Consider the following 24,009-nt stretch of genomic DNA (forward strand, 5'->3'; position numbering starts at 1 on the left):
TGGTGCTCCCGGAGTGTCACGGGGTGGGTTCGAAGGTGACCGGCAGTCGGGCGGGTTCGCTGCCCGTGGGGGCGACGTGGAGGGTCTTCAGGGCGAACTCCATGACCTTCTTGTAGATGGGTCCGCAGATCTGGCCGCCGAAGTACAGGCCCTTGGTGGGGTTCTGGATGGCGCAGTAGACGGTGATCCGAGGGTCGTCGGCGGGGGCGAAGCCGGCGAAGGAGGCGGTGTACCCCTTGTAGCGGCCGAGTTCGGGGTCGACGCGGTTGGCGGTGCCGGTCTTGCCCGCGACGCGGTAGCCGGGGATGGCGGCCTTGGTGCCGGTGCCCTCCCGGTCCTTGACGACGGACTCCAGCATCTGCGCGAGGGTCTTGGCGGTCTTCTCGCTGATCACCCGGGACTCCTTGGGCGCGGGGGCCGCGGCGAAGCGCCCGTCGGGCCCCTTGGTGCCGCGCACGAGGGTCGGTTCGATCCGTACGCCTCCGTTGGCGATGGTCGAGTACACGGAGGCGGCCTGCATGGCGCTGACCGAGAGGCCCTGGCCGAAGGGGATCGTGTACTGCTGCGAGGTGGACCAGTCCTGTGGCTTGGCGAGGATGCCGGGGGTCTCGCCCGGGAAGTCCAGGCCGGTGGGGCTGCCGATGCCGAACTTGCGCAGGTAGGAGTGGAGGACCCGGTTGGACTCGGCCTGGGTGTCGCCGAGCCGGCCGGTGGCGAGGATGGTGCCGATGTTGCTGGACTTGGCGAGGACGCCGTTGAGGGTCAGGTACCAGGTGATGTGGTCGATGTCGTCCTTGAAGAGCCGGTCGCCTCGGTGGAGCCGGTTGGGGACGGTGACGTGGGTGTCGGGGGCCGCCTTGCCCTCCTCGAGGACGGCGGCCATGGACATGACCTTGCTGGTGGAGCCGGGCTCGTAGGCGTCCTGCAGGGCGGCGTTGCCCATGGCGGCGGCGTTGGCGGCGGAGAGGTCGTTGGGGTCAAAACCGGGCGCGTTGGCCATGGCGAGGACCTCGCCGGTCCTGGTGTCCTGCACGATCACGTAGCCGCGGTCGGCCTTCGACTTGCGGACCTGCTCGGTGATGGCCTGCTGGGCGGCCCACTGGATGTCCCGGTCGATGGTCAGCTCGATGTCGGAGCCGGGGACGGCGGGGGTGCCCTGGGAGCCCGCGGTGGGCACCTGGCGGCCGCCGGACTGGGTGAAGCGGACCTTGCCGTCCTGGCCGGCGAGCTCCGGGTCGAGCATGGACTCCAGGCCGCCGGCGCCCTTGCCCTCGGCGTTGACGTATCCCAGTATCCCGGCGGCCAGTTGGCCGTTCGGGTACACGCGCTTGGTGCTGGGCTCGCTGAGGATGCCACCGAGGAGGTTGACCCCGTTGCCGCCGACGGCCTGCGCCTTCTGCCCGTAGACCTTCTTGAGGTCCTTGATCTGGTTCCAGACCTGCGGGGTCTGCTTGCGGGCCAGCAGGGTGTAGCGGGACTTGGGGGTGCGGAGCTTCTTCGCCAGCTCGGCGGGTTCCTTGCCGAGGATGGGGGCGAGGAGCGCGGCCGCCTGCTCGGGGGCGTCGGCGATCTTGGACTCCTCGGGGGTGAAGAGCTTGGGGTCGGCGGTGATGTCGTACGCGTCGACGCTGGCGGCGAGCGCGATGCCGTTGCGGTCGGTGATCTCGCCCCGCTCGGCGGAGAGCGTGTACTCCTGGAAGCGGTACTTGTCGGCCTTGGCGGCGTACGCGTCGGCGTCGACGGCCTGGACCTGGAGCAGCCGGACCACGAAGACCAGCATGACGAGGGTCAGGCCGAGGGAGACCAGACGCAGCCGGGGCCGGGGGCTGCCGAGCCTGATGGTGCGCGGCCGGCGGGCCGGGGGCCGGGGCGCGGTCCGCTTCGCCGCCGGGCGCGGGGCGGGCCGGGACGGGCGGGCACCGGGCGTGCGGGCACCGGCGGAGGCGGGCCGGGGGCGTGCGGGCCGGGCGGGGCCGGGAACACGGCGGCGCGGGGGCTCCTTTGAGGGCACTGCTCGGTCACCTGCCGGTTTGTGTGGGGGCCTGGACCTCTGGCACCGGCGCCGTCTGTGCGGGGCCGGCGCCGGAGGGGCCCGGACTGGTGGGGTCCTGGACCTCTGGCGCCGGCACTGTCTGTGCGGGGCCGGCGCCGGAGAGGCCCGGACTGGTGGGGGCTGAGGTGGTGGGGACGGTGCCGGTGATCGGGGCACCGGGTGTGCTTGTGGTTGCGGCGTTGCCGGAGGTACCGGTGGTGGTGCTGGTCCGGGTGGCGGGCGCGCTCCCCGACGGGGTCGCGGTCGGCGTCGGCTTCGGGGGCGGTTGGGGGGCGACCGCCACCGAGGGTTCGCCGAGGACCTTGCCGTCCGGGCCGAGGAAGGCGGGGCTGCCGCCGGGGACCATGCCGAGTTCACGGGCCCGCCGCTCCAGCGCGTCGGGGGCCGCGTAGTCGTCGACGTCCCGCTGGAGGGCCTGCTCCTCGTCGGTGAGTTCGGTGGTCTTGTCCTTGAGCTCGTTCAGCTTGAAGGAGCCCTGGTTGAGGGCGGAGTTCAGCAGGAGCAGGGTGATGAGCCCGCCGCCGAGCAGCACGAAGACGAGCAGGACGAAGGGGGTGCGGGCGGCCGAGCTCGGCCCCGACGGCATCAGCCGTCCGAGCCGCGCGGCCCGCCCTTTGAGGGGCCCCTTCGCCGTGCTCACAGGACGTCTTCCCGGATGCGCTCGACACCCCGGAGCCGGGCGGGGGCGGCGCGCCGGTTCTCGGCGACCTCCTCCTCGGTGGGCAGCTCGGCGCCCCGGGTGAGCAGCTTCAGCCGGGGCTGGTACTTCTCGGGGACGACGGGGAGGCCGGGCGGGGCGGTGGTCGCCGCTCCGGCCGCGAAGACGCCCTTGACGATCCGGTCTTCCAGGGACTGGTACGAGAGGACGACGACCCGGCCGCCGACGGCGAGGGCCTTCACGGCCGCCGGGATGGCCTTCTCGACGCTGTCGAGCTCGTGGTTGACCTCGATGCGCAGGGCCTGGAAGGTGCGCTTGGCCGGGTTGCCGCCGGTGCGCTTGGCGGCCTGGGGCAGGGCGTCGCGGATGAGTTCGACGAGCCGGGCGCTGTTGCTGAACGGCTCCTTCTCGCGCTCGCGCACGATCGCGGAGACGATCCGCTTGGCCTGCTTCTCCTCGCCGTACGCGCGCAGGATCCGGACCAGCTCGCCCGGCGGGTAGGTGTTGAGGACCTCGGCCGCGCTGATGCCGGTCGTCTGGTCCATGCGCATGTCGAGCGGGGCGTCCTGGGCGTAGGCGAAGCCGCGGTCGGCCTCGTCCAGCTGCATGGAGGAGACGCCCAGGTCGAAGAGGACGCCGTCCACCCGCGGGATGCCGAGCCGGTCGAGGACCTCGGGCAGCTCGTCGTACACCGCGTGGACGAGGGTGGCCCGGTCCCCGTAGGGGGCGAGCCGCTCGCCGGAGAGCCGCAGGGCCTCCTTGTCGCGGTCGAGGGCGACGAGCCGCGCCTCGGGGAACCGCTTGAGGAGGGCCTCGCTGTGGCCGCCGAGACCCAGGGTGCAGTCGACGACGACCGCTCCGGGGCGCTCCAGCGCGGGGGCCAACATGTCCAGGCACCGCTGGAGCATCACCGGGACGTGTCGGTCGTTGCTCAATGCGCCCTCTCAGGTCCGGCGCGGAGGCACGTACCGCGGGCGGAGGCCGAGCCGGAGGTACCGCCGCACACACGGGGGGAGAAACCGCGGGAAATCGCTCGTTGTCTCCGTGAACTCCGCGTCACTTTAGTCCACGGGACCCGCCGGTCAATCAACCGACTGGCGCGCCGCGTGGCCCCGGAGAGCACCACCTGTGCTTTAGCTCACAGCCAGGCTCATTGATGTTCTTTGTCCCTCCTCACGGCGGGCCGGGACGGGACGTGACCATTACCGTCGGAACCATGCCGACCTCCGCTCGCCCCTCCGCCGACGCCATACGCACCGGCCCGACGGTCACCGACCGTTTGGTCGAGGCCAACGCGCGCTACGCGTCCGCCTTCACCGACCCGGGGATGGACGCCCGGCCCGTGCTGCGCGTCGCCGTCGTCGCCTGCATGGACGCCCGTCTCGACCTGCACGCGGCCCTCGGCCTCGAACTCGGCGACTGCCACACCATCCGCAACGCCGGCGGCGTGGTCACCGACGACGTGATCCGGTCGCTCACCATCAGCCAGCGGGCCCTCGGCACCCGCAGCGTGATGCTGGTGCACCACACGAACTGCGGCCTGGAGTCGCTCACCGAGGACTTCCGGCACGAGCTGGAGGACGAGGTCGGCCAGCGCCCGGCCTGGGCGGTCGAGGCCTTCCGCGATGTCGACCAGGACGTCCGGCAGTCGATGCAGCGGGTGCGGACCTCCCCCTTCCTGCTGCACACGGACGACGTCCGGGGCTTCGTCTTCGACGTGACGACGGGGCTGCTGCGCGAGATCGACCCGGCGTAACCCCCCAAACCCCGGCATCTCGCTCGCTCTTGTCCGCGGGCGAGTGACAGGGCGCGCCAACGCCAACAACAATGCTCGGACGACAGTTCCGAAAGGCCGAGGAGGGCCGGGGTGACGACCTATGACGATCGAGCGAGCCTCGCTGATCTGACCACCACTGTGGAGCGCGTCCGCAGATCGGTGGAGAGTGTGATCGAGGGCAAGCCCGAGGTCGTACGGCTTTCGCTGACCGTGCTGCTCGCCGAGGGGCACCTCCTCATCGAGGATGTACCCGGCGTCGGCAAGACCATGCTGGCCAAGACGCTGGCCCGGTCCATCGACTGCTCGGTGCGCCGCATCCAGTTCACGCCCGACCTGCTGCCCTCGGACGTCACCGGCGTGTCGATCTTCGACCAGCAGCGGCGTGACTTCGAGTTCAAGCCGGGCGCGATCTTCGCCCAGATCGTGATCGGCGACGAGATCAACCGCGCCTCGCCGAAGACCCAGTCCGCGCTCCTGGAGTCCATGGAGGAGCGCCAGGTCACGGTCGACGGCCAGACGTACGAGCTGCCCAGCCCGTTCATGGTCGTCGCCACCCAGAACCCGGTCGAGATGGAGGGCACCTACCCGCTGCCCGAGGCCCAGCGCGACCGCTTCATGGCCCGGGTCTCCATCGGCTACCCGAGCGCCGAGGCCGAGCTCCAGATGCTCGACGTGCACGGCTCGGTCTCACCGCTGGACGACCTCCAGCCGGTCGCCCACGCCCACGACATCCTCAAGCTGATCGACGCGGTGCGCGGGGTCCACGTCGCCGACGCCGTCCGCCGGTACGCGGTCGACATCGTCGCCGCCACCCGCACCCACGCCGACCTGCGCCTCGGTGCCTCCCCCCGGGCCACGCTCCACCTGCTGCGGGCCGCCAAGGCCTCCGCGGCGCTCAGCGGCCGCGAGTACGTGCTGCCCGACGACCTCCAGGCCCTCGCCGCTCCCGTCCTCGCCCACCGGCTGCTGCCGACGGCGCAGGCCCAGCTGAACCGCCGCACCGCCGAGCAGGTCGTCCAGGACATCCTGCAGCGCACCCCCGTCCCGGCCGCGGCCCCGCACGCCGGCCCGCTCTACGGCCAGCAGCAGCCCGGCGCCCGGCGGCTGTGATGAGTGGCGCCGCCGTGCCGGACGGTCAGCGGGGCGACGAGGACGACCGGGGCGGGCTGCGGGCCGCCTTCGCCGGTCTCACCACCCGCGGCCGTTCCTTCCTCGCCGCGGGGGTGGCCGCCGCCGTCTGCGCGTACGTCCTCGGCCAGGCCGATCTGCTGCGCGTCGGGCTGCTGCTCGCCGCCCTCCCGCTGATCTGCGTCCTCGTGCTGCACCGGACCCGCTATCGGGTCGCCGCCTCCCGCCGGCTCACCCCCCAGCGGGTGGAGACCGGCACCGAGGCCCGGGTCCAGCTGCGGATGGAGAACGTCTCCAAGCTCCCCACCGGCCTCCTGATGCTCCAGGACCACGTGCCGTACATGCTGGGACCCCGCCCCCGCTTCGTCCTCGACCGGGTCGAGGCGGGCGGGCGGCGCGAGGTGTCCTACCGGGTCCGCTCCGACCTGCGCGGCCGCTTCCCGCTGGGCCCGCTCCAGTTGCGGCTCAACGACCCCTTCGGGATGTGCGAGCTGACCCGCTCCTTCAGCGCGTACGACACCCTGACCGTCGTGCCGCGCACGGAGGCCCTCCCGCCCGTGAAGCTCTTCGGCGAGGCCTCGGGGTACGGAGACGGGCAGTCGCGCTCCCTCGCGCTCGCCGGCGACGACGACGTCATCCCCCGCACCTACCGGCACGGCGACGACCTGCGCCGGGTCCACTGGCGCTCCACCGCCCGCTACGGCGAGCTGATGGTCCGCCGCGAGGAGCTGCCCCAGCGGGCGCGCTGCACCGTCCTCCTCGACACCCGCCGGATCGCCTTCCAGGGCGCGGGCCCCGACTCGGCCTTCGAATGGGCGGTGTCCGGCACCGCCTCCGCGCTCGTCCACATGCTGGAGCGCGGCTACGCGGTCCGGCTGCTCACGGACACCGGCAGCGCGATCCCCGGCGAGGGCTCCGAGGGCTTCGCCGGCTCGGCGCACGACTCGGCCGAGGCGGCCGGCCTGATGATGGACACCCTCGCGGTCGTCGACCACTCCGAGGGGGCCGGTCTCTCCCGCGCCTCGGACGTGCTGCGCGGCGGCGGCGACGGGCTGCTCATCGCCTTCCTCGGCGACCTCGACGAGGAGCAGGCGGCCCTCACCGCCCGGATGCGCGGCCGGGCCGGCGCGGCCGTCGCCTTCGTCCTGGACTCCGGCACCTGGCTCACCGGCGGCGCGGTCGCCGGAGCGGTCGAGGACCGGGTGCGGCAGCTGCGGGAGGCGGGCTGGACTGCGCTCGCCGTACCGCCCGGCGCCCCGCTCGCCGACCTGTGGCAGCAGGCGGCCGGTCTCCGTACGGAGACCGCCACCGCCGACACCTACGGAGGATGGTCATGAGCGGCCGCACCCGGCTGACGCTCGCTTCCTGGGGCGCCACCCTGATGGCCGCCGGGGCACTGCTCCCCCTGGTGAAGCCCGCGACCTGGATCTTCACGGCGGCCTTCGTCCTCGCCCTGGTGAGCGGGGTGGGCACGCTGGCCCGGCGGGTGCCGCTGGCCCGGACGCTGACCCTCCTCGCCCAGACCGTCACCGCGCTCCTCGCGCTGACCCTGTTCTTCGCCCGGGAGCAGGCCCTCCTCTGGATCGTCCCGGGCCCCGAGGCCCTCGCGCACGCCGCCGAGCTGTTCCAGGCGGGCGCCGAGGACGTCGGCCGGTACGCGATCCCCGCGCCCGACACCGAGGGCATCCGGCTCATGCTGGTCGGCGGGGTCGTCGCGATCGGGCTCCTGGTGGACGCCCTCGCCGTCACTTTCCGCAAGGCGGCCCCGGCCGGCCTGCCGCTGCTCGCCCTGTACTCGGTGGCCGCCGGGCTGTCCGGCGGCGGCGCGGGCCGGCTCTGGTTCCTCCTCGCGGCCTCCGGCTATCTGCTGCTGCTCCTCGCCGAGGGCCGCGACCGGCTCTCCCAGTGGGGGCGGGTCTTCGGCGGCGCCCAGCGCTCCGGCCGTCCCGGCTCCACCGTCGCCGGCGGCGGCCCCGCCTTCGCCCCGGCCCGCACCGGCCGCCGGATCGGCGCCGTCGCCATGGGCGTCGCGCTGCTGGTGCCGTTCGCGCTGCCCGGTTTCTCCGGCGGCCTCTTCGGCGGCAACGGCGAGGGCGACGGGGACGGCGGCAAGGGCGGCACGATCTCCGCCGTGAACCCGCTGGTCTCCCTCCAGGACAACCTGCGCCAGCCGGAGGACCGGGAGGTGCTGCGGTACCGGACCAACGCCCGCGACACCAGCGGCCTGTACCTGCGGCTCGTCGCCCTCGACCAGTTCGACGGCACCTCGTGGAAGTCCTCGGTCCGCCCGATCGAGGACGTCCCCAAGCAGCTGCCCTGGCCGAACGGCCTCTCGCAGGGCGTCCGGGCCACCGAGGTGACCAGCAACTTCGTCGCCTCGGAGGCGTACGAGCAGAAGTGGCTGCCCATGCCGTACCCGGCCGCCCGGGTCGACATCGACGGACGCTGGCGGTACGAGCCGGCCGGCCGCATGCTCGTCGGCGACGCCAAGCAGACCACCAAGGGCGCCCGCTACCAGGTCGCCAGCCTGGACGTGCAGCCGACGGCCGGTCAGTTGGCCGGCGCCGGGCCCGTTCCGGAGAAGCTGCGCCGCGAGTACACCAAGGTGCCCACGACGCTCCCGGCGGACGTGCGGGAGACGGCCCTGACGGTCACCAAGGGCGCGCGGAACGACTACGAGCGGGCGGTGAGGCTCCAGGACTGGTTCGCCCAGGACGGCGGCTTCCGCTACGACGTCGACGTGGTGTCCGGCACCGGGGTGCAGGCGGTCTCCCGCTTCCTGAAGGACAAGAGGGGCTTCTGCGTCCACTTCTCCTTCTCCATGGCGGCGATGGCGCGCTCGCTCGGCATCCCGGCCCGTGTGGCCGTCGGCTTCATGCCGGGCACGACCCAGACCGACGGATCGGTCTCCGTCGGCATCCGGGACGCGCACGCCTGGCCCGAGCTGTACTTCGAGGGTGTCGGCTGGACCCGGTTCGAGCCGACCCCCTCGCGGGGCTCCACCCCCTCGTACACCCGGCAGAACACGCCCTCGGGCACGGCCACCGGGCCCGCCCAGCCGCAGCAGAGCGCCTCGGCGCAGCCCTCCGCCGCGCCGAGCGCCTCGGCGGGCTGCACCCCGCAGGAGCGGAAGCTCGGCGACTGCGGTCCGGACGCGGCGGTCGCCGGAGCGTCCTCGGACGGCTCGGGTCCGGACCTTCTGACGGTGCTGCTGCTGGTCGTCGGGGCCCTGCTCGTCCTCGCCCTCCCCTTCCTGCCCCTGCTCTGGCGGACCCGGGTACGGGCCCGGCGGCTCGGCGCGGAGACCCTGGCGGTCTGGGAGGAGATCAACGACACGGCCTGGGACTACGGGGTCGAGCCGGACGAGTCCCTGACGCCGAGGAGGGCGGCGGCGCGGATCGTCCGCCTGGGCGAGCTGCGGGGCGAGTCCGCCGACGCGGTGCACCGGGTGGCGCGGGCGGTGGAGGAGGTGCTGTACGCGCCCCGGCCGCGGGCGGTCGCGGGTCTGGCCTCCGAGGCCGCGCGGGTCCGTGCGGGGTTCCACGCGGGCGCCGGCCGCCGCGCCCGCCTCCGCGCCCTCCTGGCCCCCCGCTCGGCGACCCGCCTCCGCTGGTCCTGGTCGTCCCGCTGGACGTCGACGACGGAGCGCTGGTCGGAGCGGCGGGCGACCGTGACGACCCGAGCGACGACACTCCTCCGCCGACAGACCAACTGACGGCCCCGCCGCCTGTTGCGTGCCCGCCGCGGGACGATGCCCACCCCGTTGCGGGCCCGCAGCCGAGGCGGCCCACCCCGCAGTTGCGGGCTGCTCCCCGCCGGTGTGGGCCGGTGGGGAGCGGCCCCACACCGGCGCGGCGCGAGCTCATCGGGGCGGGCGCGAGACCCACACCGAGCGGGGCCGGGCCCCCACGGGGCGGGGCCCGGCTCGGAAAGGGCGGCTCGGGCCCTCACGCCCGGGGCCAGGCTCCGCACGGACAGCCGCGGCCTCGCACGGGCGTGCGGGTGCGGGCCGCAGGGGCGGGGCGCCGCACGGGAGCCGCGCCGGGCCCCGCAGGGTGAACGTGCCGAGCCCCGCAGGGCGCATGGGCCTGCGGGGCTCGGGAGGTTGTGGGGGCGGGGCTACCGCGCGGGGGCCGTCAGTGGCCGCCGCCCTGCTGCTCGTCGCGGCGGCGCTGCCACCGCTCCTCGATCCGGTTCATCATGGAGCGTCGCTGCCGGGTCTGACGGCCGGCGGCCGCCATCCCACCCCTGGCCTGCTGCTCGCCCGGCTTCGGCGCCTTGCGCCATCCGGTGACCGCCAGGACCGCGCAGCCCAGCATGACGAGGAATCCCACCACGCTGATCCAGATCTGCTGTGCGACCATTCCGGCCATGAGGAGCGCGATACCCACCAGGAAGCCGGCGACTGCCTGGTAAACCCGTCGCCGGGTGTACGTACGCAGTCCGCTTCCCTCGAGCGCTGTCGCGAACTTGGGATCTTCGGCGTACAGCGCTCGCTCCATCTGCTCGAGCATTCGCTGCTCGTGCTCCGAGAGCGGCACGGAGTCCTCCTAGTCGTCGGTCGCGGGGGCGACCGGTTTGCGGCCCTTTCAGGATAGGCAGGGAATCGCCCCCGTGAAACCCGCCCTCAATGCCGAATAGCCAATCCGGGCCGCCATGCGGATCGGTTGCTGAGGCGTTGATTCCCCAGCCCCTCGTCCGTCATGCCGGATGGTGTCCCTCGATCATACGGGGCGGAGCCCCTCATCGGGCGGGCTGTGGCGTACTCCATGGAGCACCTCGGTCCGCACCGCCGAACGGGTGGCCTCCGGCTCAGGCCCGCTTCTCGCCGAGAACGTGCAGCTGGGTGGCGATCGCGTGGAAGGAGGGCAGCTCCGCGGCGGCCGCCTCCAGCTTGAGCAGGGCCTCGGCGGCCCCGGGCTCGGTGTCGACGAGGGCCCCGGGGACCAGGTCGGCGAAGACCCGGACGCCGTGCACCGCCCCGACCTCGAGTCCGGCCTCGTCGGCCAGCTCGGTGAGCTGCCCGGCGGTGAAGCGCCGGGGTACGGGGTCGCCCGCGCCCCAGCGGCCGGCCGGGTCGTCGAGCGCCTGCCGGGCCTCGGTGAAGTGACCGGCCAGCGCGCGGGCCAGGACGGCGCCGCCGACCCCGGCCGCGAGCAGGCTGAGGCTGCCGCCGGGGCGGAGCGCGACGACCGCGTTCCGCACGCCCTCGGCGGGGTCGTCGACGTACTCCAGGACGCCGTGGCAGAGCACGGCGTCGTACGCGTCGCGCTCGACGACGTCGAAGAGCCCCCGGATGTCGCCCTGGACGCCGGTGACGAGGTCGGCGACGCCGGCCTCGGCGGCCCGGCGCTCCAGCGCGAAGAGCGCGTTGGGGCTGGGGTCGACGACGGTGACCCGGTGGCCGAGGCGCGCCACCGGCACCGCGAAGTTCCCGGAGCCGCCGCCCGTGTCGAGGACGTCGAGGCTGTCCTTCCCGGTGGCCTCGACCCGGCGGTCCAGGGCGTCTTTGAGGACGTCCCAGACGACGGCGGTACGCAGGGAGGCGCGCGACGGGCGCGACGACGCCTCTCGACCGAAGACAGGGGAAGGGTCCGGCACGGCTGTTGACTCCTCGGTGACGGGTACGGACGCTCCCCACCCTATGGCCTCGCCCCCGCCTTCCGGATCATCCTCCCGACTCGTCGGCCCCCGGCTGGCGCGGCAGCACCGGCGGGAGGGCGAGGAGCCGCTCGACCAGGCGGAGGAAGTGCGCGGCGTCCCTGAGCAGGTCGTCGGCCTCGCGCCGGGTGGCGGCGCCGCTGATGCCGGCCTCGGCGCGGGCTCTGCGCGGGGCGCCGGCGGCGAAGAGGGCGCTCCACTCGGTCAGCTCGGGCGCCAGCTCGGCGAGGAGTTCCCAGGCGCTCCGTATCCGCTGCCGGCGGCGGGGGCCGGTCTCGGGCCTGCCCCGGGCGGCGAGCACGGCGGCCGCGGCGCGCAGGGCGGCGAGGTGGGCGGTGGCGTACCGCTCGTGGGGACGGTCGAGCACGGCGGCCTCGGCGAGCCCGGCGCGGGACCTGGCGAGGAGGTCGAGGGCGGCGGGCGGAGCGGCGGAGCGGCGCGGGACCGGGTGGATGTCGGACCCGGGCCCCGTCTCGCCGTGGGCCGGGCGGTGGCGGGACGCGGCTGCTGCGGAAGGGCCGACCATGACGAGCCTCCTGTCATCGCGTGACGGCGCTATGGCCGTATGTGTTCATCGTGCCCTGCCCCACTGACAGCGGCCCTGACCTGGGGTTTTGCCAGAAATCCCACCCCGGGGTAACTTTTGAACTGACTGGTCAGTTCAAAAAGGGGAAGTGGGGGTGAGTCCGTGAGCACGGAAACCGAGGAACAGCCGCACGGCGCCGCCGTCGTCGTGGACGGCTTCGGACTGAAGGGACCGCGGGGCTGGGCCTTCCGGGAGGTCTCCTTCCGGGCCGAGCCCGGCGCGCTGGTGGCGATCGAGGGCCCTTCCGGCTCGGGACGCACCTGTCTGCTGCTCGCGCTCACCGGCCGGATGAAGGCCACGGAGGGGCGCGCCGAGGTCGGCGGCCTCCCGCTGCCCCGCAAGATGGCGGCCGTGCGCCGGATCAGCGCGCTCGGCCAGGTCCCGGGCGTCAGCGAGCTCGACCCGGCCTTCACCGTCGCCGAGCACCTGCGCGAGCGGGCCCTGCTCCAGCGCCGCTACGACGGATCCGTACGGGCGCTCCTGCGCCGTCCCGCCGAGCGGGCGGCCGCCTCCAGGGCCCGGATCGATGAGGCCGTGCGGGCCGCGGGCCTCGACCTCGACGCCCTGCCGAAGGGCGAGCGGACCTCCGTACGCGACCTGGAACGTCTTGAGGCCCTGCGGCTCTCGCTCGCCCTCGCCCTGATGGGCCGCCCCAGGCTGCTGGCCGTGGACGACACGGACCTGAAGCTCTCGGACGCCGATCGCGCCGAGGCCTGGGCGCTGCTGCGCTCCCTGGCCGCCTCCGGGACGACGGTCCTCGCCGTCTGCAGCCAGGCCCCCGAGGACGCCCTGCGGATCACGACGCTCTCCGGCGAGAGCACCGCGGACGACCCCGAGGGCACGACCGCCGAGGAGACCGGCACCGTCGAGGAGGCAGGCGCCGCCGAAAAGGCAGGCGCCGCCCAGGACGCCGCGCCCGGCGACAGCACCGCCGACACGGCCGACACCACCGAAGACGACACCACCGACACCACCGACGCCACGACCGAGGAGGGGGCGGCCGATGCGCTCGCCGAAACTGGCCGCGCTTGAGCTGAAGCGTTTCGGCAGGGGAAAGCTGCCGCGCGCCGCGCTCGTCGCGATCCTGCTGCTGCCCCTGCTGTACGGCGCCCTGTACCTGTACTCGTTCTGGGACCCGTACGGCAGGCTCGACAAGATCCCCGTCGCCCTCGTCAACGAGGACCGGGGCGCCACCGCCGGCGGCAAGGAGATCCACGCCGGTGACGACATCACCGAGGGGCTCCTGGAGAGCAAGACCTTCGAGTGGCACCAGGTGAGCGACGCCGAGGCACGCGCGGGCGTGGAGGACGGGACGTACTACCTGTCCCTGACCATGCCCGGGGACTTCAGCACCCGTGTCGCCTCCAGCTCCGGCGACTCCCCCGAGACCGGCGCGCTCCGGGTGCGGACGAACGACGCCAACAACTACATCGTCGGCCAGATCTCCCGGACCGTCTTCTCCGAGGTGCGCACCGCGGCCTCCACGAAGTCCTCGCGCGGCTTCCTCGACAAGATCTTCATCTCCTTCTCCGACATCCACGACGCCACCGCGAAGGCCGCAAAGGGCGCGGCCGACCTCAAGCAGGGCGTGGACAAGGCGAAGAAGGGCTCCAAGAGCCTGTCGGACGGCCTCACGGACGCCAAGGCCGGCAGCGGTGACCTGGCCAGCGGCCTGAAGAAGCTCGACAAGGGCGCCAAGGACCTGGAGAACGGCTCCCGCAAGGTCGCGAACGGCACGCAGACCCTGGCCGACAAGGTGAACGGCACCGCGGACAAGGTCCGGCCGTACCTCGCGAACAACGGGAAGTCGATCCGCGACACCGCCCGCCTCGTCTCCGACTCGGCCACGGCCGCGCGCCACAACCTGGACGACCTGGTCAGGCGCGCGCCCCTGGTCCGCACCGCCGCGCACAAGGCCGACGACGGCCTGGCCCAGCTGCACCGCGAGCTCTGCGTGGAGGCCCCCGCGACCGTTCCCCCGCTCGACCCCAGGGTCTGCGAGAAGCTCCGGAAGGCCTCGGTCACCGCCGACGACGTGGCCACGATCGCCGACGACGTCCACGAGCTCACCAAGGACAACAGCGACGACCTGAAGACCCTGGACGCACGCCTGGCCAAGCTCAAGAAGGAGGCCGACGAGCTGGCCGCCCGCGCCCCGCACCTCGACGAGGACGTCGAGGGCGCCATCCGGAAGATCAACGAACTCAACACGGGCGCGCAGAAGGTCGCGAAGGGCGCGGACCAGCTGCACACCGGCATCACCGAGGCGAAGACCGGTTCGGTCAGCCTCGACACCGGTGTCGGCAAGCTCAAGAAGGGCGCGGGCGCCCTGGACGGCGGTCTGTTCAAGCTGGCCGACGGCTCGGGCACCCTCGCCACCGGTCTGAAGGACGGGGTCGACCAGATCCCCGACTACGACCGGCAGGACCGCGACCGGCGTACGGAGGTCATGGCCGACCCGGTCAAGCTGGCCTCCCAGTCGCTGCACAAGGCCCCCAACTACGGCACCGGTTTCGCCCCGTACTTCATCCCGCTCTCCCTCTGGGTCGGCGCGATGGTCGCGTACATGCTCATCCAGCCGCTGAACCGGCGCGCCCTCGCGGCGGGCGCCTCCGCCTGGCGGATCGCGCTGGCGGGCTGGCTGCCGGTCGCGGCGATCGGTGTCCTCCAGGTCGCGGCCCTGATGTCCGTCCTGCACTGGGGCCTCGGCCTCCAGATGACGCGGGCCGCCGGCACGGTCGGCTTCCTCGCCCTGGTCACCTGCTGCTTCGCCGCGATCATCCAGTGGCTCAACGCCCGCTTCGGCGCGGCGGGCCGGATCCTGGTGCTCGCGCTCCTGATGCTCCAGCTGACCTCGGCGGGCGGCACCTATCCCGTCCAGACCAGCCCGGCCTTCTTCAACGCCGTCCACCCGTTCCTGCCGATGAGCTACGTGGTCGAGGCGCTGCGCCGGCTGATCACGGGCGGCGGGATCGGACCGGTCTGGCAGGCCTGCGCGGTCCTGGCGGCCTTCACCGTCGGCGCCCTGGCCCTGACCGCGCTCTCGGCGCGGAAGAAGCAGGTGTGGACGCTCGACCGGCTCCACCCCGAACTGTCGCTCTGAACCTGTGAGAATCGACGCCATGGACAGCAGCAGCACCCGACGTCAGGCCACCCGCACCAAGCTCTACGAGGCGGCCGTCACCCTCATCGCGGAGCAGGGTTTCTCCGCGACGACGGTGGACGAGATCGCCGAGCGGGCCGGCGTCGCCAAGGGCACGGTCTACTACAACTTCAAGAGCAAGACCGAGCTCTTCGAGGAGCTGCTGCGTCACGGCGTCTCGCTGCTCACCGCCTCCCTGCGCTCGGCGGCCGAGGAGACCGCCGAGCGCGGCGGCAGCCGGATAGACGCGCTGGACGCGATGATCCGGGCGGGCCTCGTCTTCATCGACCGCTACCCGGCCTTCACCCAGCTGTACGTGGCCGAGCTCTGGCGCACCAACCGGGCCTGGAACTCCACCCTCCTGGTCGTGCGTCAGGAGGCCGTCGCGGTGGTCGAGGACGTGTTGCGCGAGGGGGTGGCGGCCGGCGAGCTGAGCGAGGAGATCGACGTCCAGCTGACGGCGGCCGCGCTGGTCGGGATGGTGCTCGTGGCGGCGCTCGACTGGCAGGCCTTCCAGAGCGAGCGTTCGCTGGACGACGTGCACGCGGCGCTCTCCCGCCTGCTGCACGGGCGTGTCGGCGGCCGCTGACACGCGCGCGTAGGGCACGAAAACGCCGATGCCGTGAAGCTCGCGCGCGTAGGGCACGAAAACGCCGGTGCGGTGAAGCTCGATCCCCCCGAGCCTCGCCGCACCGGCCGTTTCCCTTTCGCACCCCCGTGCCGGCAGGTGCGCGGCCCCGTTCCGCAGCCCCGTGCCGGCGGTACCGGAGCCGCGCCCCTTCCGTGGACTCCACTCTCTCCTCCGGCCGGTCCCCGGCCCATCCGCGCGCCTACTCATCTCGGCCTCTAGGTACGGGTACTCAGTCCTGGTTACGATCACGGGCGTGTCCGTACTCCCCCTGGTCTTCACCAGCGGCTGGGCGAGCGGGATCAACGCGTACGCGGTGGTCCTGCTGTTCGGCGTCTTCGGCGCGACCGGGCTGACCGACGAGGTGCCCGAGTCCCTGCAGCGCACCGATGTCCTCGTCGCGGCGGCCGTGCTGTTCCTGTGCGAGGCGGTGGCGGACAAGATTCCGTACGTCGACTCGATATGGGACTCCGTCCACACCGTGATCCGGCCGGTCGCGGGCGCCGTCGTCGGCGCCCTGCTCGCCGGGCAGAACGGTTCGCTGCCCGAGCTGGCGGCCGGCGCGGTCGGCGGCTCGACCGCCTTGCTCAGTCACTTCGTCAAGGCCGGGACGAGGATGGCGGTCAACACCTCGCCGGAGCCGTTCTCGAACGTCGCGCTGAGCCTGGCGGAGGACCTCGGCGTGGCCGCGCTCGTCACCTTCGCGCTCTTCCATCCGCTGGCGGCGGCGGTCATCGCGGCCGTCCTGCTCGTGGGGGGCCTGGCGATACTGGTCTTCCTCGCGCAGCGGATCCGCCGCTTCTGGCGCCGCAGGTCCCAGCGGCGGGAGGAGAAGCGGCTCGTGGCCCTGGGAGCGCGCCCTCGGGCCCCGGGACCGCCGGACGGCCGGTCCGACCACTTCTGACCCCGGCCGACCGGGCTTCGGCCGGTGTCGGACGCGCCGGATAGGCTCGCCCGCATGGCACGGATTGTGGTGATCGGCGCGGGACTGGGCGCCATGGCGGCGGCGGCCCGACTGGCCGTGGCCGGCCACCGGGTGACGGTGTACGAGCGGGGGGCGACGTACGGCGGCGCGGTCGGCCGGTTCACGCGCGAGGGCTTCGCCTTCGACACGGGACCGGGGCTGCTGCATCTGCCCGCGGTCTACCGGGACCTGTTCGTGAAGACCGGCAAGGAGCCGCTCGAGGAGTGCGTCTCGCTGACGCAGGTCGATCCGGCGGCCCGTCATGTCTTCGCCGACGGCACCCGTGTCGACCTGCCGAACGCCTCCCGGGCCGGCACGGTCGCCGCCCTGGACGCGGCGCTCGGCGCCGGTGCGGGCGAGCGCTGGGGGGAGTTCCTGACCCGGGCCCGTGAGGCATGGGACCGGACGCGGCGCCCGCTCCTGGAGGAGCCGCAGCCGGCCGACCCAGCGCCGCTGGCCCGTGAGCCGTACCCGGCCCTAAGGGCGGGCCTGCTGCGGCGCCCGACGACGACGCTCGCCCAGGTCGGGGCCCGGGAACTGCGGGACCCGCGGCTCGCGGCGCTCCTCGACGCGTACGCGTGGTCGTACGGTTTCGATCCGGTGACCGCCCCGGCCTCGGCCGCCGTCCTGCCGTACATGGAGCAGACCTTCGGCAGCTGGTACGTGGGCGGGGGGCTGCGGGCGCTCGCCGACGCGGTGTACGAGCGGTGCCGGAAGCGGCGCGTGGAGTTCGTGTTCGACACGCCGGTCGAGGCCGTCGTGGAGAAGGACGGCCGGGCGGCCGGTGTCCGGCTGGCCGACGGCGAGGCCGTCGAGGCCGACCACGTGGTGTCCGGGGCCCCGGTGCCGGCGCTCCACCACGGCCAGGAGGTGCCTCGCCACCAGGTGACCGGGACGGGCCGGGTGACGGTCTGTCTGGCCCTGCGCGGCCCCCGGGAGGCGGACGCGGTCCACCGGACCGTCGTGCACGCGGAGGGCGGGCGGCCCACCGTGACCGTGCTGCGGCCGGACGACCCGGCGCTGCGCCCGGACGGGGAGCACGAGTCGGTGACGGTCACGGCGACCGTCCCCACCACCCCGGAGCCGGACGGGGAGGCCCTCGCGGACCTGATGGTCGAGGCGGCCGGGCGGGCGGTCCCCGGGCTCGCGGAGCGGCTGCTGTGGCGGCACGTCCGCACCCCGGAGGACGTCCGGCGGGACACGGGCGCCGCCGAGGTGCCGGGGCCGGCGCTCGCCGGGGCGCGGGGTCTGCTCCTGCCAGCCGCCAACCGCTCCCCGCTGCCGGGCCTGTACTTCGCGGGCGGCTGGTCGCACCCGGGCGGCGGACTCGCCCACGCGGGCATGTCCGGCGCGCTGGTCGCCGGACTCATCGTGGAGGGCGCGGACTTCCGCGGCTCCCAGTAAGGCCGCGGAGCTCCGGGCGCTCAGTAGCGGTACTGCTGCTGGTCGTCCGGGTGCGGCTCGTAGCCGTACGGGGCATGCGGCGGCTGCGGGTCGGGCTCGGTGTCGCGCTGCTGCGGGACCCAGACGCCGCCGGGCGGGGTGTCGTAGGTGTACGAGGGGGCGTACGGGTCGCCGTAGTACGGGGCGTACTGCCCGCCGTCGGGGCTCGGGCCGATGTACGGGTCGGAGTACGCGGCGTACTGCTGCTGCCCCGCGGCGGCGCCGTAGTCGTAGGCCGGCTGCTGCGCGAAGCCGGGCTGCTCGTACGGGGGCTGCTGCTCGTACGAGGGCTGCTCGTAGGCCGGCTGCTGCTCGTACCCGGGCGCGTAGGGGTCGTACCCCGTGCCGTGGCCGGTGCCGGAGCCCCGGCCGCCGGCGTCGTAGATCCCGTACTGGCCGGTGTCCTCCGGCATCGGCTGCGGCTCGTAGACCGCCGTCGTCTCGGCGGCCGTCTCGGGCAGGGGGACGTGACCGTCCTCCGCTCCGTATGCGGGGTCCACGGAGTCGTAGGAGAGCTCGGTGACCTCAAGGGTGGGTCCGGCCGCGGCCGGGGCGGCGGCCTTGCGGCGGCGGCTCGCGCCCGGGCTGCCGCCGATCGCCCAGCCGGTGGAGAAGCCGCGGCGGAAGGAGAGCGTCACATAGGTCTGGCCGACGGCGAAGGCCACGGCCCCGGCGACGATGACGAGGACCGAGGGCAGCAGGACGCCCAGGACCACGCAGAGGAAGCCGCCGAAGGCGAGCAGGCGCCAGCGCAGCCGCGCCTTGTACTGGAGGAGCACCTCCCCCAGCAGCCACAGTGCGACCACGCCGAACGCGATGTAGAGGACCGTCCACCCCATGCCCCGCCGCCCCTCTCCACGGTCACCGCCGCGGGTCGGGGCGGGTACGACCGGTCACGACTGCTGGTGCAGTCCGAGATTCTCGTAGATCTCGAGCGTCGCGGTGGAGCTGTTGAGCGTGATGAAGTGCAGTCCGGGGACACCCTCGGAAAGCAGACGCGCGCAGAACTCCGTCGCGAACTCGATACCGATGGAGCGTACAGCGGCGGGATCGTCCTTGACGGCGAGGATGCGCTCTTTCACGTCCGCGGGGAAGGTGGCGTTGCTCAGCTGGGGCAGCCGGTCGAGGGTCTTCACGTTCACGACGGGCATGACCTCGGGGATGATCGGGGTCTCGCAGCCCGCCTTCACGACGCTGTCGCGGAGCCGCAGGTAGTTCTCGGGGTCGAAGAACATCTGGGTGATCGCGTAGTCGGCACCCGCGCGGCACTTGTCCACGAAGTGCCGGATGTCCGTGTCCCAGTCGGTGGAGCGGGGGTGCATCTCCGGGAAGGCGGCGACGCCGACGCAGAAGTCTCCCGACTCCTTGATCAGCCGGACGAGGTCGGCGGCGTACTTGACGCCCTCCGGGTGCTCGATCCACTCGCCCAGCGGGTCGCCCGCCGGGTCGCCGCGCAGGGCCAGCATGTTCCGGATGCCGGCGTCGGCGTACTGGCCGAGGACGTTGCGCAGCTCCGCGACCGAGTGGTCGACCGCCGTGAGGTGCGCGACGGGGGTGAGGGTGGTGTCGGAGGCGATCTTCTGGGTGGCCTTGACGGTGCCGCCGCGGGTGGAGCCGCCGGCGCCGTAGGTCACGGAGACGAAGCTGGGACCGACCGCCTCGACCCTGCGCATGGCGTTCCAGAGGCCCTGCTCGCCCTTCTCGGTCCGGGGCGCGTAGAACTCGAAGGAGTACGACGTGTCACCGGCAGCGAGGATCTCGCGGACCGTGCGTGCACGGTCCGATCGGACGGAAGCGGTACCAAGGGCCATACGGGCAGGTTAGACGCGGGGTGGCGAGCCGCGTGAACGCCGTCCGAGTGTTGGACACATTTTCGGACACGTGTCGGACGGCCCGGAAAGGCGTCCTCCAACCCGCCCGGCCCCGGGGACGGGACCTTCGGTGGGCCCTCGTCTTCAGGCTTCGGCGCGCTCGCGGACGCGCTTGGCGAGGGCGGCGGTCGCGGCGGCCGGGTCGGCGGCCTCGGTGATGGCGCGGACGACGACGATCCGGCGGGCGCCCGCGTCCAGGACCTCGTCGAGGTTGGTCTCGTCGATGCCGCCGATGGCGAACCAGGGCCGCTCCTGGGCCAGGCCCGCCGCGTACCGCACGAGGCCGAGACCCGGCGCGTACCGTCCGGGCTTGGTGGGGGTGGGCCAGCAGGGGCCGGTGCAGAAGTAGTCCACGCCCGGCTCGGCGGCCGCCGCGGCGACCTCGGTCTCGGCGTGGCAGGAACGGCCGACCAGCACCTCCTCGCCGAGGATCGCGCGGGCGGCGGGCACGGGCAGGTCGCCCTGGCCGAGGTGGAGCACGTCGGAGCCGATGGCGTGGGCGACGTCGGCCCGGTCGTTCACCGCGAGGAGCTTGCCGTGCCGGCGGGCGGCCTCGGCGAAGACGGCGAGGTGCTCCAGCTCCTCACCGGCCTCCATGCCCTTGTCGCGGAGCTGCACGATGTCGACGCCGGAGGAGAGCACGGCGTCGAGGAAGGCCGGCAGGTCACCCTGGCGCTTCCGGGCGTCGGTGCACAGGTAGAGCCGGGCGTCGGCGAGCCGCTCACGAGGCGTGGGCATGGGTGGGTTCCCCCCGTTCGTGCGCCGGCGCCGCGGCGCCCGGCCCGTGAGGGGGCGGGTGCCGCGACACCCGCGGGTGGTGTCTTCGGTGCGTGCGTCAGCGCGCGGGCGTCAGATGGCGAGCGCCTGGGCGCGGCGCTTCACCTCCGTGCCGCGGTTCTCGTTGAGCGCCTGCGCGGGCGTGCCCGGCAGGCTCTCGTCCGGAGTGAAGAGCCACTCCAGCATCTCCTCGTCGGTGAAGCCGTCGTCCCGCAGCACGGTCAGGAGGCCGACGAGGCCCTTGACGATCCTGTCGCCCTGGATGAAGGCGGCGGGGATCTGCAGGGCGTTGTTGGGTCCGCGGCGCACGGCGATGAGCTGGCCCTCGTTGATCAGCTGTCGCACGCGCGTCACCTGGACATCGAGCATCTCCGCGATGTCGGGCACGTAGAGCCAGGCGGGGACGAGCGCATCGATCTTTGCGTCAATCTTGGTCACGGGACAAGCCTGCCATCCCGGACTGACAGCCGGTAGTCGGGCCCTACCGGACCGCCGCCTTCAGGGGGACGGACGGGTCCGCGGCGCGCTCCGGGTCGACGGGCACGGCGGCCTCGATGAGCTTGCGGCCCTGGGCCAGGTCGCGCGGGCGGCCGACCGCGAGGAGGGCCACGGGCACCCCGTCGCGCAGCCAGAGCACCGACCAGGCCTCGTCGGCCGGGTCGCCGCGCCAGAGCAGCTCGTCGGCGGCCGCGTGGTGTCCCGCGTACTGGACGAAGCGGCCGAACTGCTCGGACCAGAAGTACGGCACCGGGTCGTAGGGTGCGTCGCCGGCGCCGGTGATCGCCGCGGCGACCGCGCGGGGGCCCTGGAGCGCGTTGTCCCAGTGGTGGACCAGCAGGCGCTCCCCGTAACGGGCGGAGGGGAAGGAGGCGCAGTCGCCGACCGCGTACACGTCGGGCAGGGAGGTGCGCAGCCGGTCGTCCGCGGTGACGGCGCCGCTGGGGTCGAGGGCGACGCCGGAGCCGGTGAGCCAGCCCGTGGCGGGGCGGGCGCCGATGCCGACGACGACGGCGTCCGCGGGCAGTTGGCGGCCGTCGTCGAGGACGACACGGCCGGGTTCGCCGGGCTCGACGGTGTCCACGCGCGCGTGGGTGAGGAGTTCGGCGCCGTTCGCCCCGTACCACTCGGCCATGGGGGCGGTGACCTCGGCGGGCAGCGATCCGGCGAGGGGACGGTCGGCGGCCTCGACGACGGTGACGGCGCAGCCCGCCTCGCGCGCGGCGGTGGCGAACTCGGCGCCGATCCAGCCGGCGCCGACGACCACGACGGAGTGCCGGCGCTCCAGGACGGGCCCGAGGCGCACGGCGTCGTCGAGGGTGCGCAGCAGGTGGACCCCGGGAACGCCCTCGGCGCCGGGCAGGGTGACGGGGTGGGCTCCGGTGGCGACGACCAGGATGTCGTACGCGACGGGCCCGGCCTCGGTGTCGATCTCGTGGTCGGCGGCGCGCAGCCCGGTGACGTCCAGGCCGAGACGGAGCTCGATGCCGAGCTCTTCGAAGTCGATCTCGAAGGCGGAGTCCTCGGCCTTGCCGAGGAGGACGGCCTTGGAGAGCGGGGGCCGGTCGTAGGGCTGGTGGGGTTCGGCCCCGATGAGGGTCACGGGGCCGGTGAAGCCCTGCTCGCGCAGGGCGACGGCGGTCTGGACGCCCGCCATTCCGGCGCCGACGATCACGACGTGCTGCTGGGCCTGCTTCTGCTCGCTCACCCGACCACCTTACGCATCTGACGGGACGTCAGTAAGGCGGGGTGAGGGAGGGGTCTGCGGCCCCCCGGCGGCGCGGGCTAGTCTGGCGGGCGTAAAGCACTCGCGGGAGCCCGGACGCACCGGGCTGAGAGGGAGGCTGGCCGGCCTCCGACCGTACGAACCTGATCCGGGTCATGCCGGCGAAGGGAGGGGCTGGACGCCCATGCGTTCTTCCGAGGTCCATGTGTCCGACGTCCGTGGGGCCGGTCTCCACGCGTCCGATGTCCGTCTGTCCGACGTCCTCGTGGTCGGAGGCGGCATCATCGGCCTGGTCACGGCCTGGCGGGCCGCGCAGCGCGGACTGCGCACCGCCGTCGTCGACCCGGACCCGGGCGGCGGGGCCGCGCGGGTCGCGGCCGGCATGCTCGCCGCCGTCACCGAACTCCACTACGGCGAGGAGACCCTGCTCGGGCTCAACCTCGCATCCGCCGCACGCTATCCCGCGTTCGTCACCGAACTGGAAGAGGCCTGCGGCCACGACGTGGGCTACCGCGCCTGCGGCACCCTCGCCGTCGCCCTCGACGCCGACGACCGGGCTCATCTGCGCGAGCTGCACGCCCTGCAGACCCGCTGCGGGCTCGTCTCGGAGTGGCTCAGCGGCCGCGAGTGCCGCCGCCTCGAACCGATGCTGGCGCCCGGCGTCAGGGGCGGGCTGCGGGTCGACGGCGACCACCAGGTCGACCCGCGCCGGCTGGCCGCCGCGCTCCTGCGCGCCTGCGAACGGGCCGGGGTCGTCTTCCACCGCGCGCTCGCCGAACGGCTCACGGTGGTGCGGGACCGGGCGCGCGGCGCCGTGCTCGCCGGGGGCGCGGAGCTGACGGCCGACCAGGTCGTGCTCGCCGCGGGCAGCCTCAGCGGGCGGCTCGCGGGCGTGCCGGAGGAGGTGCTGCCTCCGGTCCGGCCCGTCAAGGGCCAGGTCCTCCGGCTGCGGGTGCCGCCCGCGTACGCCCCCTTCCTCTCCCGCACCGTCCGGGCCGTCGTCCGCGGCAGCCACGTCTACCTCGTGCCCCGCGAGAACGGCGAGCTCGTCGTCGGCGCCACGAGCGAGGAGCTGGGCTGGGACACCACGGTGACGGCGGGCGGCGTGTACGAGCTGCTGCGCGACGCGCACGAGCTCGTCCCCGGGATCACCGAACTGCCGCTCACCGAGACCCTGGCCGGTCTGCGCCCGGCCTCCCCCGACAACGCCCCCCTCCTCGGGCCGAGCGCCCTGCCCGGCCTGCACCTGGCCACCGGTCACTACCGCAACGGGGTGCTGCTCACCCCCGTCACGGGCGACGTCATGGCCGAGGCGCTCGCCACGGGCGTCCTCCCCGACGAGGCGCGCCCCTTCACCCCCCGCCGTTTCTCCCCTGTACGTCAGGAGCAGCCCGCATGAACGTGTCCGTGAACGGAGAGACCCGCGAGCTCTCCGGCCCCCTCTCCCTCGACGCCCTGGTGGCGACCCTGACCGCGGCCCGCTCCGGGGTCGCGGCGGCGCTCAACGAGACGGTCGTGCCGCGTGGCGAGTGGGCCACGACGCTGCTCGGCGAGGGCGACCGGGTGGAGGTCCTCACCGCGGTGCAGGGAGGCTGAGC

The 24,009-nt window shown here is 73.7% G+C and carries 22 protein-coding genes and 1 riboswitch; of the genes, 11 read left to right on the forward strand and 11 right to left on the reverse strand.

Annotation, left to right across the window (positions count from 1 at the left end):
* Positions 1-16 precede the first annotated feature (16 nt).
* The 3 genes from ACZ51I_RS01450 to rsmH are packed head-to-tail and all read right to left on the reverse strand — an operon-like array spanning position 17 to position 3,646.
* On the reverse strand, positions 17-2,011 hold the full coding sequence (locus ACZ51I_RS01450) for a peptidoglycan D,D-transpeptidase FtsI family protein (protein ID WP_468870753.1): 1,995 nt from the start codon (positions 2,009-2,011) through the stop codon (positions 17-19).
* Between the two features lie 7 nt (positions 2,012-2,018).
* Positions 2,019-2,693, reverse strand: coding sequence for a cell division protein FtsL (gene ftsL, locus ACZ51I_RS01455; protein WP_468870755.1), 675 nt, complete (start codon positions 2,691-2,693; stop codon positions 2,019-2,021).
* Positions 2,690-3,646 carry a 16S rRNA (cytosine(1402)-N(4))-methyltransferase RsmH gene (gene rsmH / locus ACZ51I_RS01460; protein WP_468870756.1) on the reverse strand — a complete coding sequence of 319 codons (957 nt, stop codon included), beginning with the start codon at positions 3,644-3,646 and terminating at the stop codon, positions 2,690-2,692. Before rsmH ends, ftsL begins: the two co-directional genes overlap by 4 nt.
* 281 nt (positions 3,647-3,927) lie before the next feature.
* Between rsmH and ACZ51I_RS01465 the strand changes: the two genes are divergently transcribed.
* The 4 genes from ACZ51I_RS01465 (at position 3,928) to ACZ51I_RS01480 (ending at position 9,331) form a co-directional block, all read left to right on the forward strand.
* The gene (locus tag ACZ51I_RS01465) at positions 3,928-4,467 is read left to right on the forward strand and encodes a beta-class carbonic anhydrase (protein WP_468870757.1); all 540 of its coding nucleotides are present in this window, start codon (positions 3,928-3,930) and stop codon (positions 4,465-4,467) included.
* Between the two features lie 111 nt (positions 4,468-4,578).
* The gene (locus ACZ51I_RS01470; RefSeq protein ID WP_468870759.1) at positions 4,579-5,598 is read left to right on the forward strand and encodes an AAA family ATPase; all 1,020 of its coding nucleotides are present in this window, start codon (positions 4,579-4,581) and stop codon (positions 5,596-5,598) included.
* Positions 5,598-6,953 (forward strand): DUF58 domain-containing protein, encoded by a 1,356-nt coding sequence (locus tag ACZ51I_RS01475; RefSeq protein WP_468870760.1) that lies wholly within the window; start codon positions 5,598-5,600, stop codon positions 6,951-6,953. The genes ACZ51I_RS01470 and ACZ51I_RS01475 overlap by 1 nt, the downstream gene beginning before the upstream one ends.
* A complete protein-coding gene (locus ACZ51I_RS01480) occupies positions 6,950-9,331 on the forward strand; it encodes a transglutaminase TgpA family protein (protein WP_468870762.1) in 2,382 nt (793 codons plus the stop codon). The genes ACZ51I_RS01475 and ACZ51I_RS01480 overlap by 4 nt, the downstream gene beginning before the upstream one ends.
* A 421-nt stretch (positions 9,332-9,752) precedes the next feature.
* Here the strand turns inward: ACZ51I_RS01480 and ACZ51I_RS01485 are convergent, their stop codons facing one another.
* The 3 genes from ACZ51I_RS01485 to ACZ51I_RS01495 form a co-directional block, all read right to left on the reverse strand.
* Positions 9,753-10,157 carry a DUF3040 domain-containing protein gene (locus ACZ51I_RS01485; RefSeq protein ID WP_468870764.1) on the reverse strand — a complete coding sequence of 135 codons (405 nt, stop codon included), beginning with the start codon at positions 10,155-10,157 and terminating at the stop codon, positions 9,753-9,755.
* 271 nt (positions 10,158-10,428) lie between these two features.
* Positions 10,429-11,217 carry a class I SAM-dependent methyltransferase gene (locus ACZ51I_RS01490; RefSeq protein ID WP_468870765.1) on the reverse strand — a complete coding sequence of 263 codons (789 nt, stop codon included), beginning with the start codon at positions 11,215-11,217 and terminating at the stop codon, positions 10,429-10,431.
* Positions 11,218-11,284: 67 nt separating this feature from the next.
* Positions 11,285-11,803 (reverse strand): SAV_6107 family HEPN domain-containing protein, encoded by a 519-nt coding sequence (locus ACZ51I_RS01495; protein ID WP_468870767.1) that lies wholly within the window; start codon positions 11,801-11,803, stop codon positions 11,285-11,287.
* A gap of 162 nt (positions 11,804-11,965) precedes the next feature.
* Between ACZ51I_RS01495 and ACZ51I_RS01500 the strand changes: the two genes are divergently transcribed.
* From ACZ51I_RS01500 to ACZ51I_RS01520, 5 genes are all read left to right on the forward strand, one after another.
* Positions 11,966-12,895: an ATP-binding cassette domain-containing protein gene (locus ACZ51I_RS01500; protein WP_468870768.1), complete on the forward strand. Its 930-nt coding sequence runs from the start codon at positions 11,966-11,968 to the stop codon at positions 12,893-12,895.
* Positions 12,867-14,966, forward strand: a complete 2,100-nt coding sequence (locus tag ACZ51I_RS01505; protein WP_468870770.1) for a YhgE/Pip family protein — start codon at positions 12,867-12,869, stop codon at positions 14,964-14,966. Before ACZ51I_RS01500 ends, ACZ51I_RS01505 begins: the two co-directional genes overlap by 29 nt.
* Before the next feature lie 19 nt (positions 14,967-14,985).
* Positions 14,986-15,594 (forward strand): TetR/AcrR family transcriptional regulator, encoded by a 609-nt coding sequence (locus tag ACZ51I_RS01510; RefSeq protein WP_468870772.1) that lies wholly within the window; start codon positions 14,986-14,988, stop codon positions 15,592-15,594.
* Between the two features lie 295 nt (positions 15,595-15,889).
* The gene (locus tag ACZ51I_RS01515) at positions 15,890-16,537 is read left to right on the forward strand and encodes a DUF4126 domain-containing protein (protein WP_468870773.1); all 648 of its coding nucleotides are present in this window, start codon (positions 15,890-15,892) and stop codon (positions 16,535-16,537) included.
* Positions 16,538-16,591: 54 nt separating this feature from the next.
* The gene (locus tag ACZ51I_RS01520) at positions 16,592-18,001 is read left to right on the forward strand and encodes a phytoene desaturase family protein (protein ID WP_468870775.1); all 1,410 of its coding nucleotides are present in this window, start codon (positions 16,592-16,594) and stop codon (positions 17,999-18,001) included.
* 20 nt (positions 18,002-18,021) lie between these two features.
* On the opposite strand, the gene ACZ51I_RS01525 is transcribed toward ACZ51I_RS01520, so the two are convergent.
* The 5 genes from ACZ51I_RS01525 to ACZ51I_RS01545 all read right to left on the reverse strand — a co-directional run bounded on the left by ACZ51I_RS01525 (position 18,022) and on the right by ACZ51I_RS01545 (position 22,342).
* Positions 18,022-18,879, reverse strand: a complete 858-nt coding sequence (locus ACZ51I_RS01525) for a hypothetical protein (RefSeq protein ID WP_468870776.1) — start codon at positions 18,877-18,879, stop codon at positions 18,022-18,024.
* 54 nt (positions 18,880-18,933) lie between these two features.
* Positions 18,934-19,851: a methylenetetrahydrofolate reductase [NAD(P)H] gene (gene metF / locus ACZ51I_RS01530; RefSeq protein WP_468870777.1), complete on the reverse strand. Its 918-nt coding sequence runs from the start codon at positions 19,849-19,851 to the stop codon at positions 18,934-18,936.
* Between the two features lie 144 nt (positions 19,852-19,995).
* Entirely contained in the window at positions 19,996-20,649 is a 654-nt protein-coding gene (gene thiE / locus ACZ51I_RS01535) for a thiamine phosphate synthase (RefSeq protein ID WP_468870778.1), read from the reverse strand.
* Between the two features lie 111 nt (positions 20,650-20,760).
* A complete protein-coding gene (locus tag ACZ51I_RS01540) occupies positions 20,761-21,126 on the reverse strand; it encodes an Rv2175c family DNA-binding protein (RefSeq protein ID WP_468870779.1) in 366 nt (121 codons plus the stop codon).
* 43 nt (positions 21,127-21,169) lie between these two features.
* The gene (locus ACZ51I_RS01545) at positions 21,170-22,342 is read right to left on the reverse strand and encodes an NAD(P)/FAD-dependent oxidoreductase (RefSeq protein ID WP_468871667.1); all 1,173 of its coding nucleotides are present in this window, start codon (positions 22,340-22,342) and stop codon (positions 21,170-21,172) included.
* 143 nt (positions 22,343-22,485) lie between these two features.
* Positions 22,486-22,598, forward strand: a riboswitch (TPP riboswitch).
* Here ACZ51I_RS01545 and thiO point away from each other — a divergent pair.
* Both thiO and thiS read left to right on the forward strand, forming a co-directional pair.
* Positions 22,596-23,810, forward strand: a complete 1,215-nt coding sequence (gene thiO, locus ACZ51I_RS01550; protein ID WP_468870780.1) for a glycine oxidase ThiO — start codon at positions 22,596-22,598, stop codon at positions 23,808-23,810. It overlaps the preceding riboswitch by 3 nt.
* On the forward strand, positions 23,807-24,007 hold the full coding sequence (gene thiS / locus ACZ51I_RS01555) for a sulfur carrier protein ThiS (protein WP_468870781.1): 201 nt from the start codon (positions 23,807-23,809) through the stop codon (positions 24,005-24,007). The genes thiO and thiS overlap by 4 nt, the downstream gene beginning before the upstream one ends.
* The last annotated feature ends 2 nt before the right edge of the window (positions 24,008-24,009 follow it).

It is taken from the genome of Streptomyces sp. NPDC034084 (assembly GCF_055575535.1).

Excerpts from the sequence above, each read along its gene's own strand:
- ACZ51I_RS01480 (WP_468870762.1), top strand. The coding sequence starts at position 6,950 with ATGAGCGGCCGCACCCGGCTGACGCTCGCTTCCTGGGGCGCCACCCTG.
- thiO (WP_468870780.1), top strand. The coding sequence starts at position 22,596 with ATGCGTTCTTCCGAGGTCCATGTGTCCGACGTCCGTGGGGCCGGTCTC.
- ACZ51I_RS01520 (WP_468870775.1), top strand. The coding sequence starts at position 16,592 with ATGGCACGGATTGTGGTGATCGGCGCGGGACTGGGCGCCATGGCGGCG.
- thiS (WP_468870781.1), top strand. The coding sequence starts at position 23,807 with ATGAACGTGTCCGTGAACGGAGAGACCCGCGAGCTCTCCGGCCCCCTC.
- ACZ51I_RS01465 (WP_468870757.1), top strand. The coding sequence starts at position 3,928 with ATGCCGACCTCCGCTCGCCCCTCCGCCGACGCCATACGCACCGGCCCG.
- ACZ51I_RS01495 (WP_468870767.1), bottom strand. The coding sequence starts at position 11,803 with ATGGTCGGCCCTTCCGCAGCAGCCGCGTCCCGCCACCGCCCGGCCCAC.
- ACZ51I_RS01545 (WP_468871667.1), bottom strand. The coding sequence starts at position 22,342 with ATGGCGGGCGTCCAGACCGCCGTCGCCCTGCGCGAGCAGGGCTTCACC.
- thiE (WP_468870778.1), bottom strand. The coding sequence starts at position 20,649 with ATGCCCACGCCTCGTGAGCGGCTCGCCGACGCCCGGCTCTACCTGTGC.
- ACZ51I_RS01505 (WP_468870770.1), top strand. The coding sequence starts at position 12,867 with ATGCGCTCGCCGAAACTGGCCGCGCTTGAGCTGAAGCGTTTCGGCAGG.
- metF (WP_468870777.1), bottom strand. The coding sequence starts at position 19,851 with ATGGCCCTTGGTACCGCTTCCGTCCGATCGGACCGTGCACGCACGGTC.
- ACZ51I_RS01510 (WP_468870772.1), top strand. The coding sequence starts at position 14,986 with ATGGACAGCAGCAGCACCCGACGTCAGGCCACCCGCACCAAGCTCTAC.
- ACZ51I_RS01475 (WP_468870760.1), top strand. The coding sequence starts at position 5,598 with ATGAGTGGCGCCGCCGTGCCGGACGGTCAGCGGGGCGACGAGGACGAC.
- ACZ51I_RS01525 (WP_468870776.1), bottom strand. The coding sequence starts at position 18,879 with ATGGGGTGGACGGTCCTCTACATCGCGTTCGGCGTGGTCGCACTGTGG.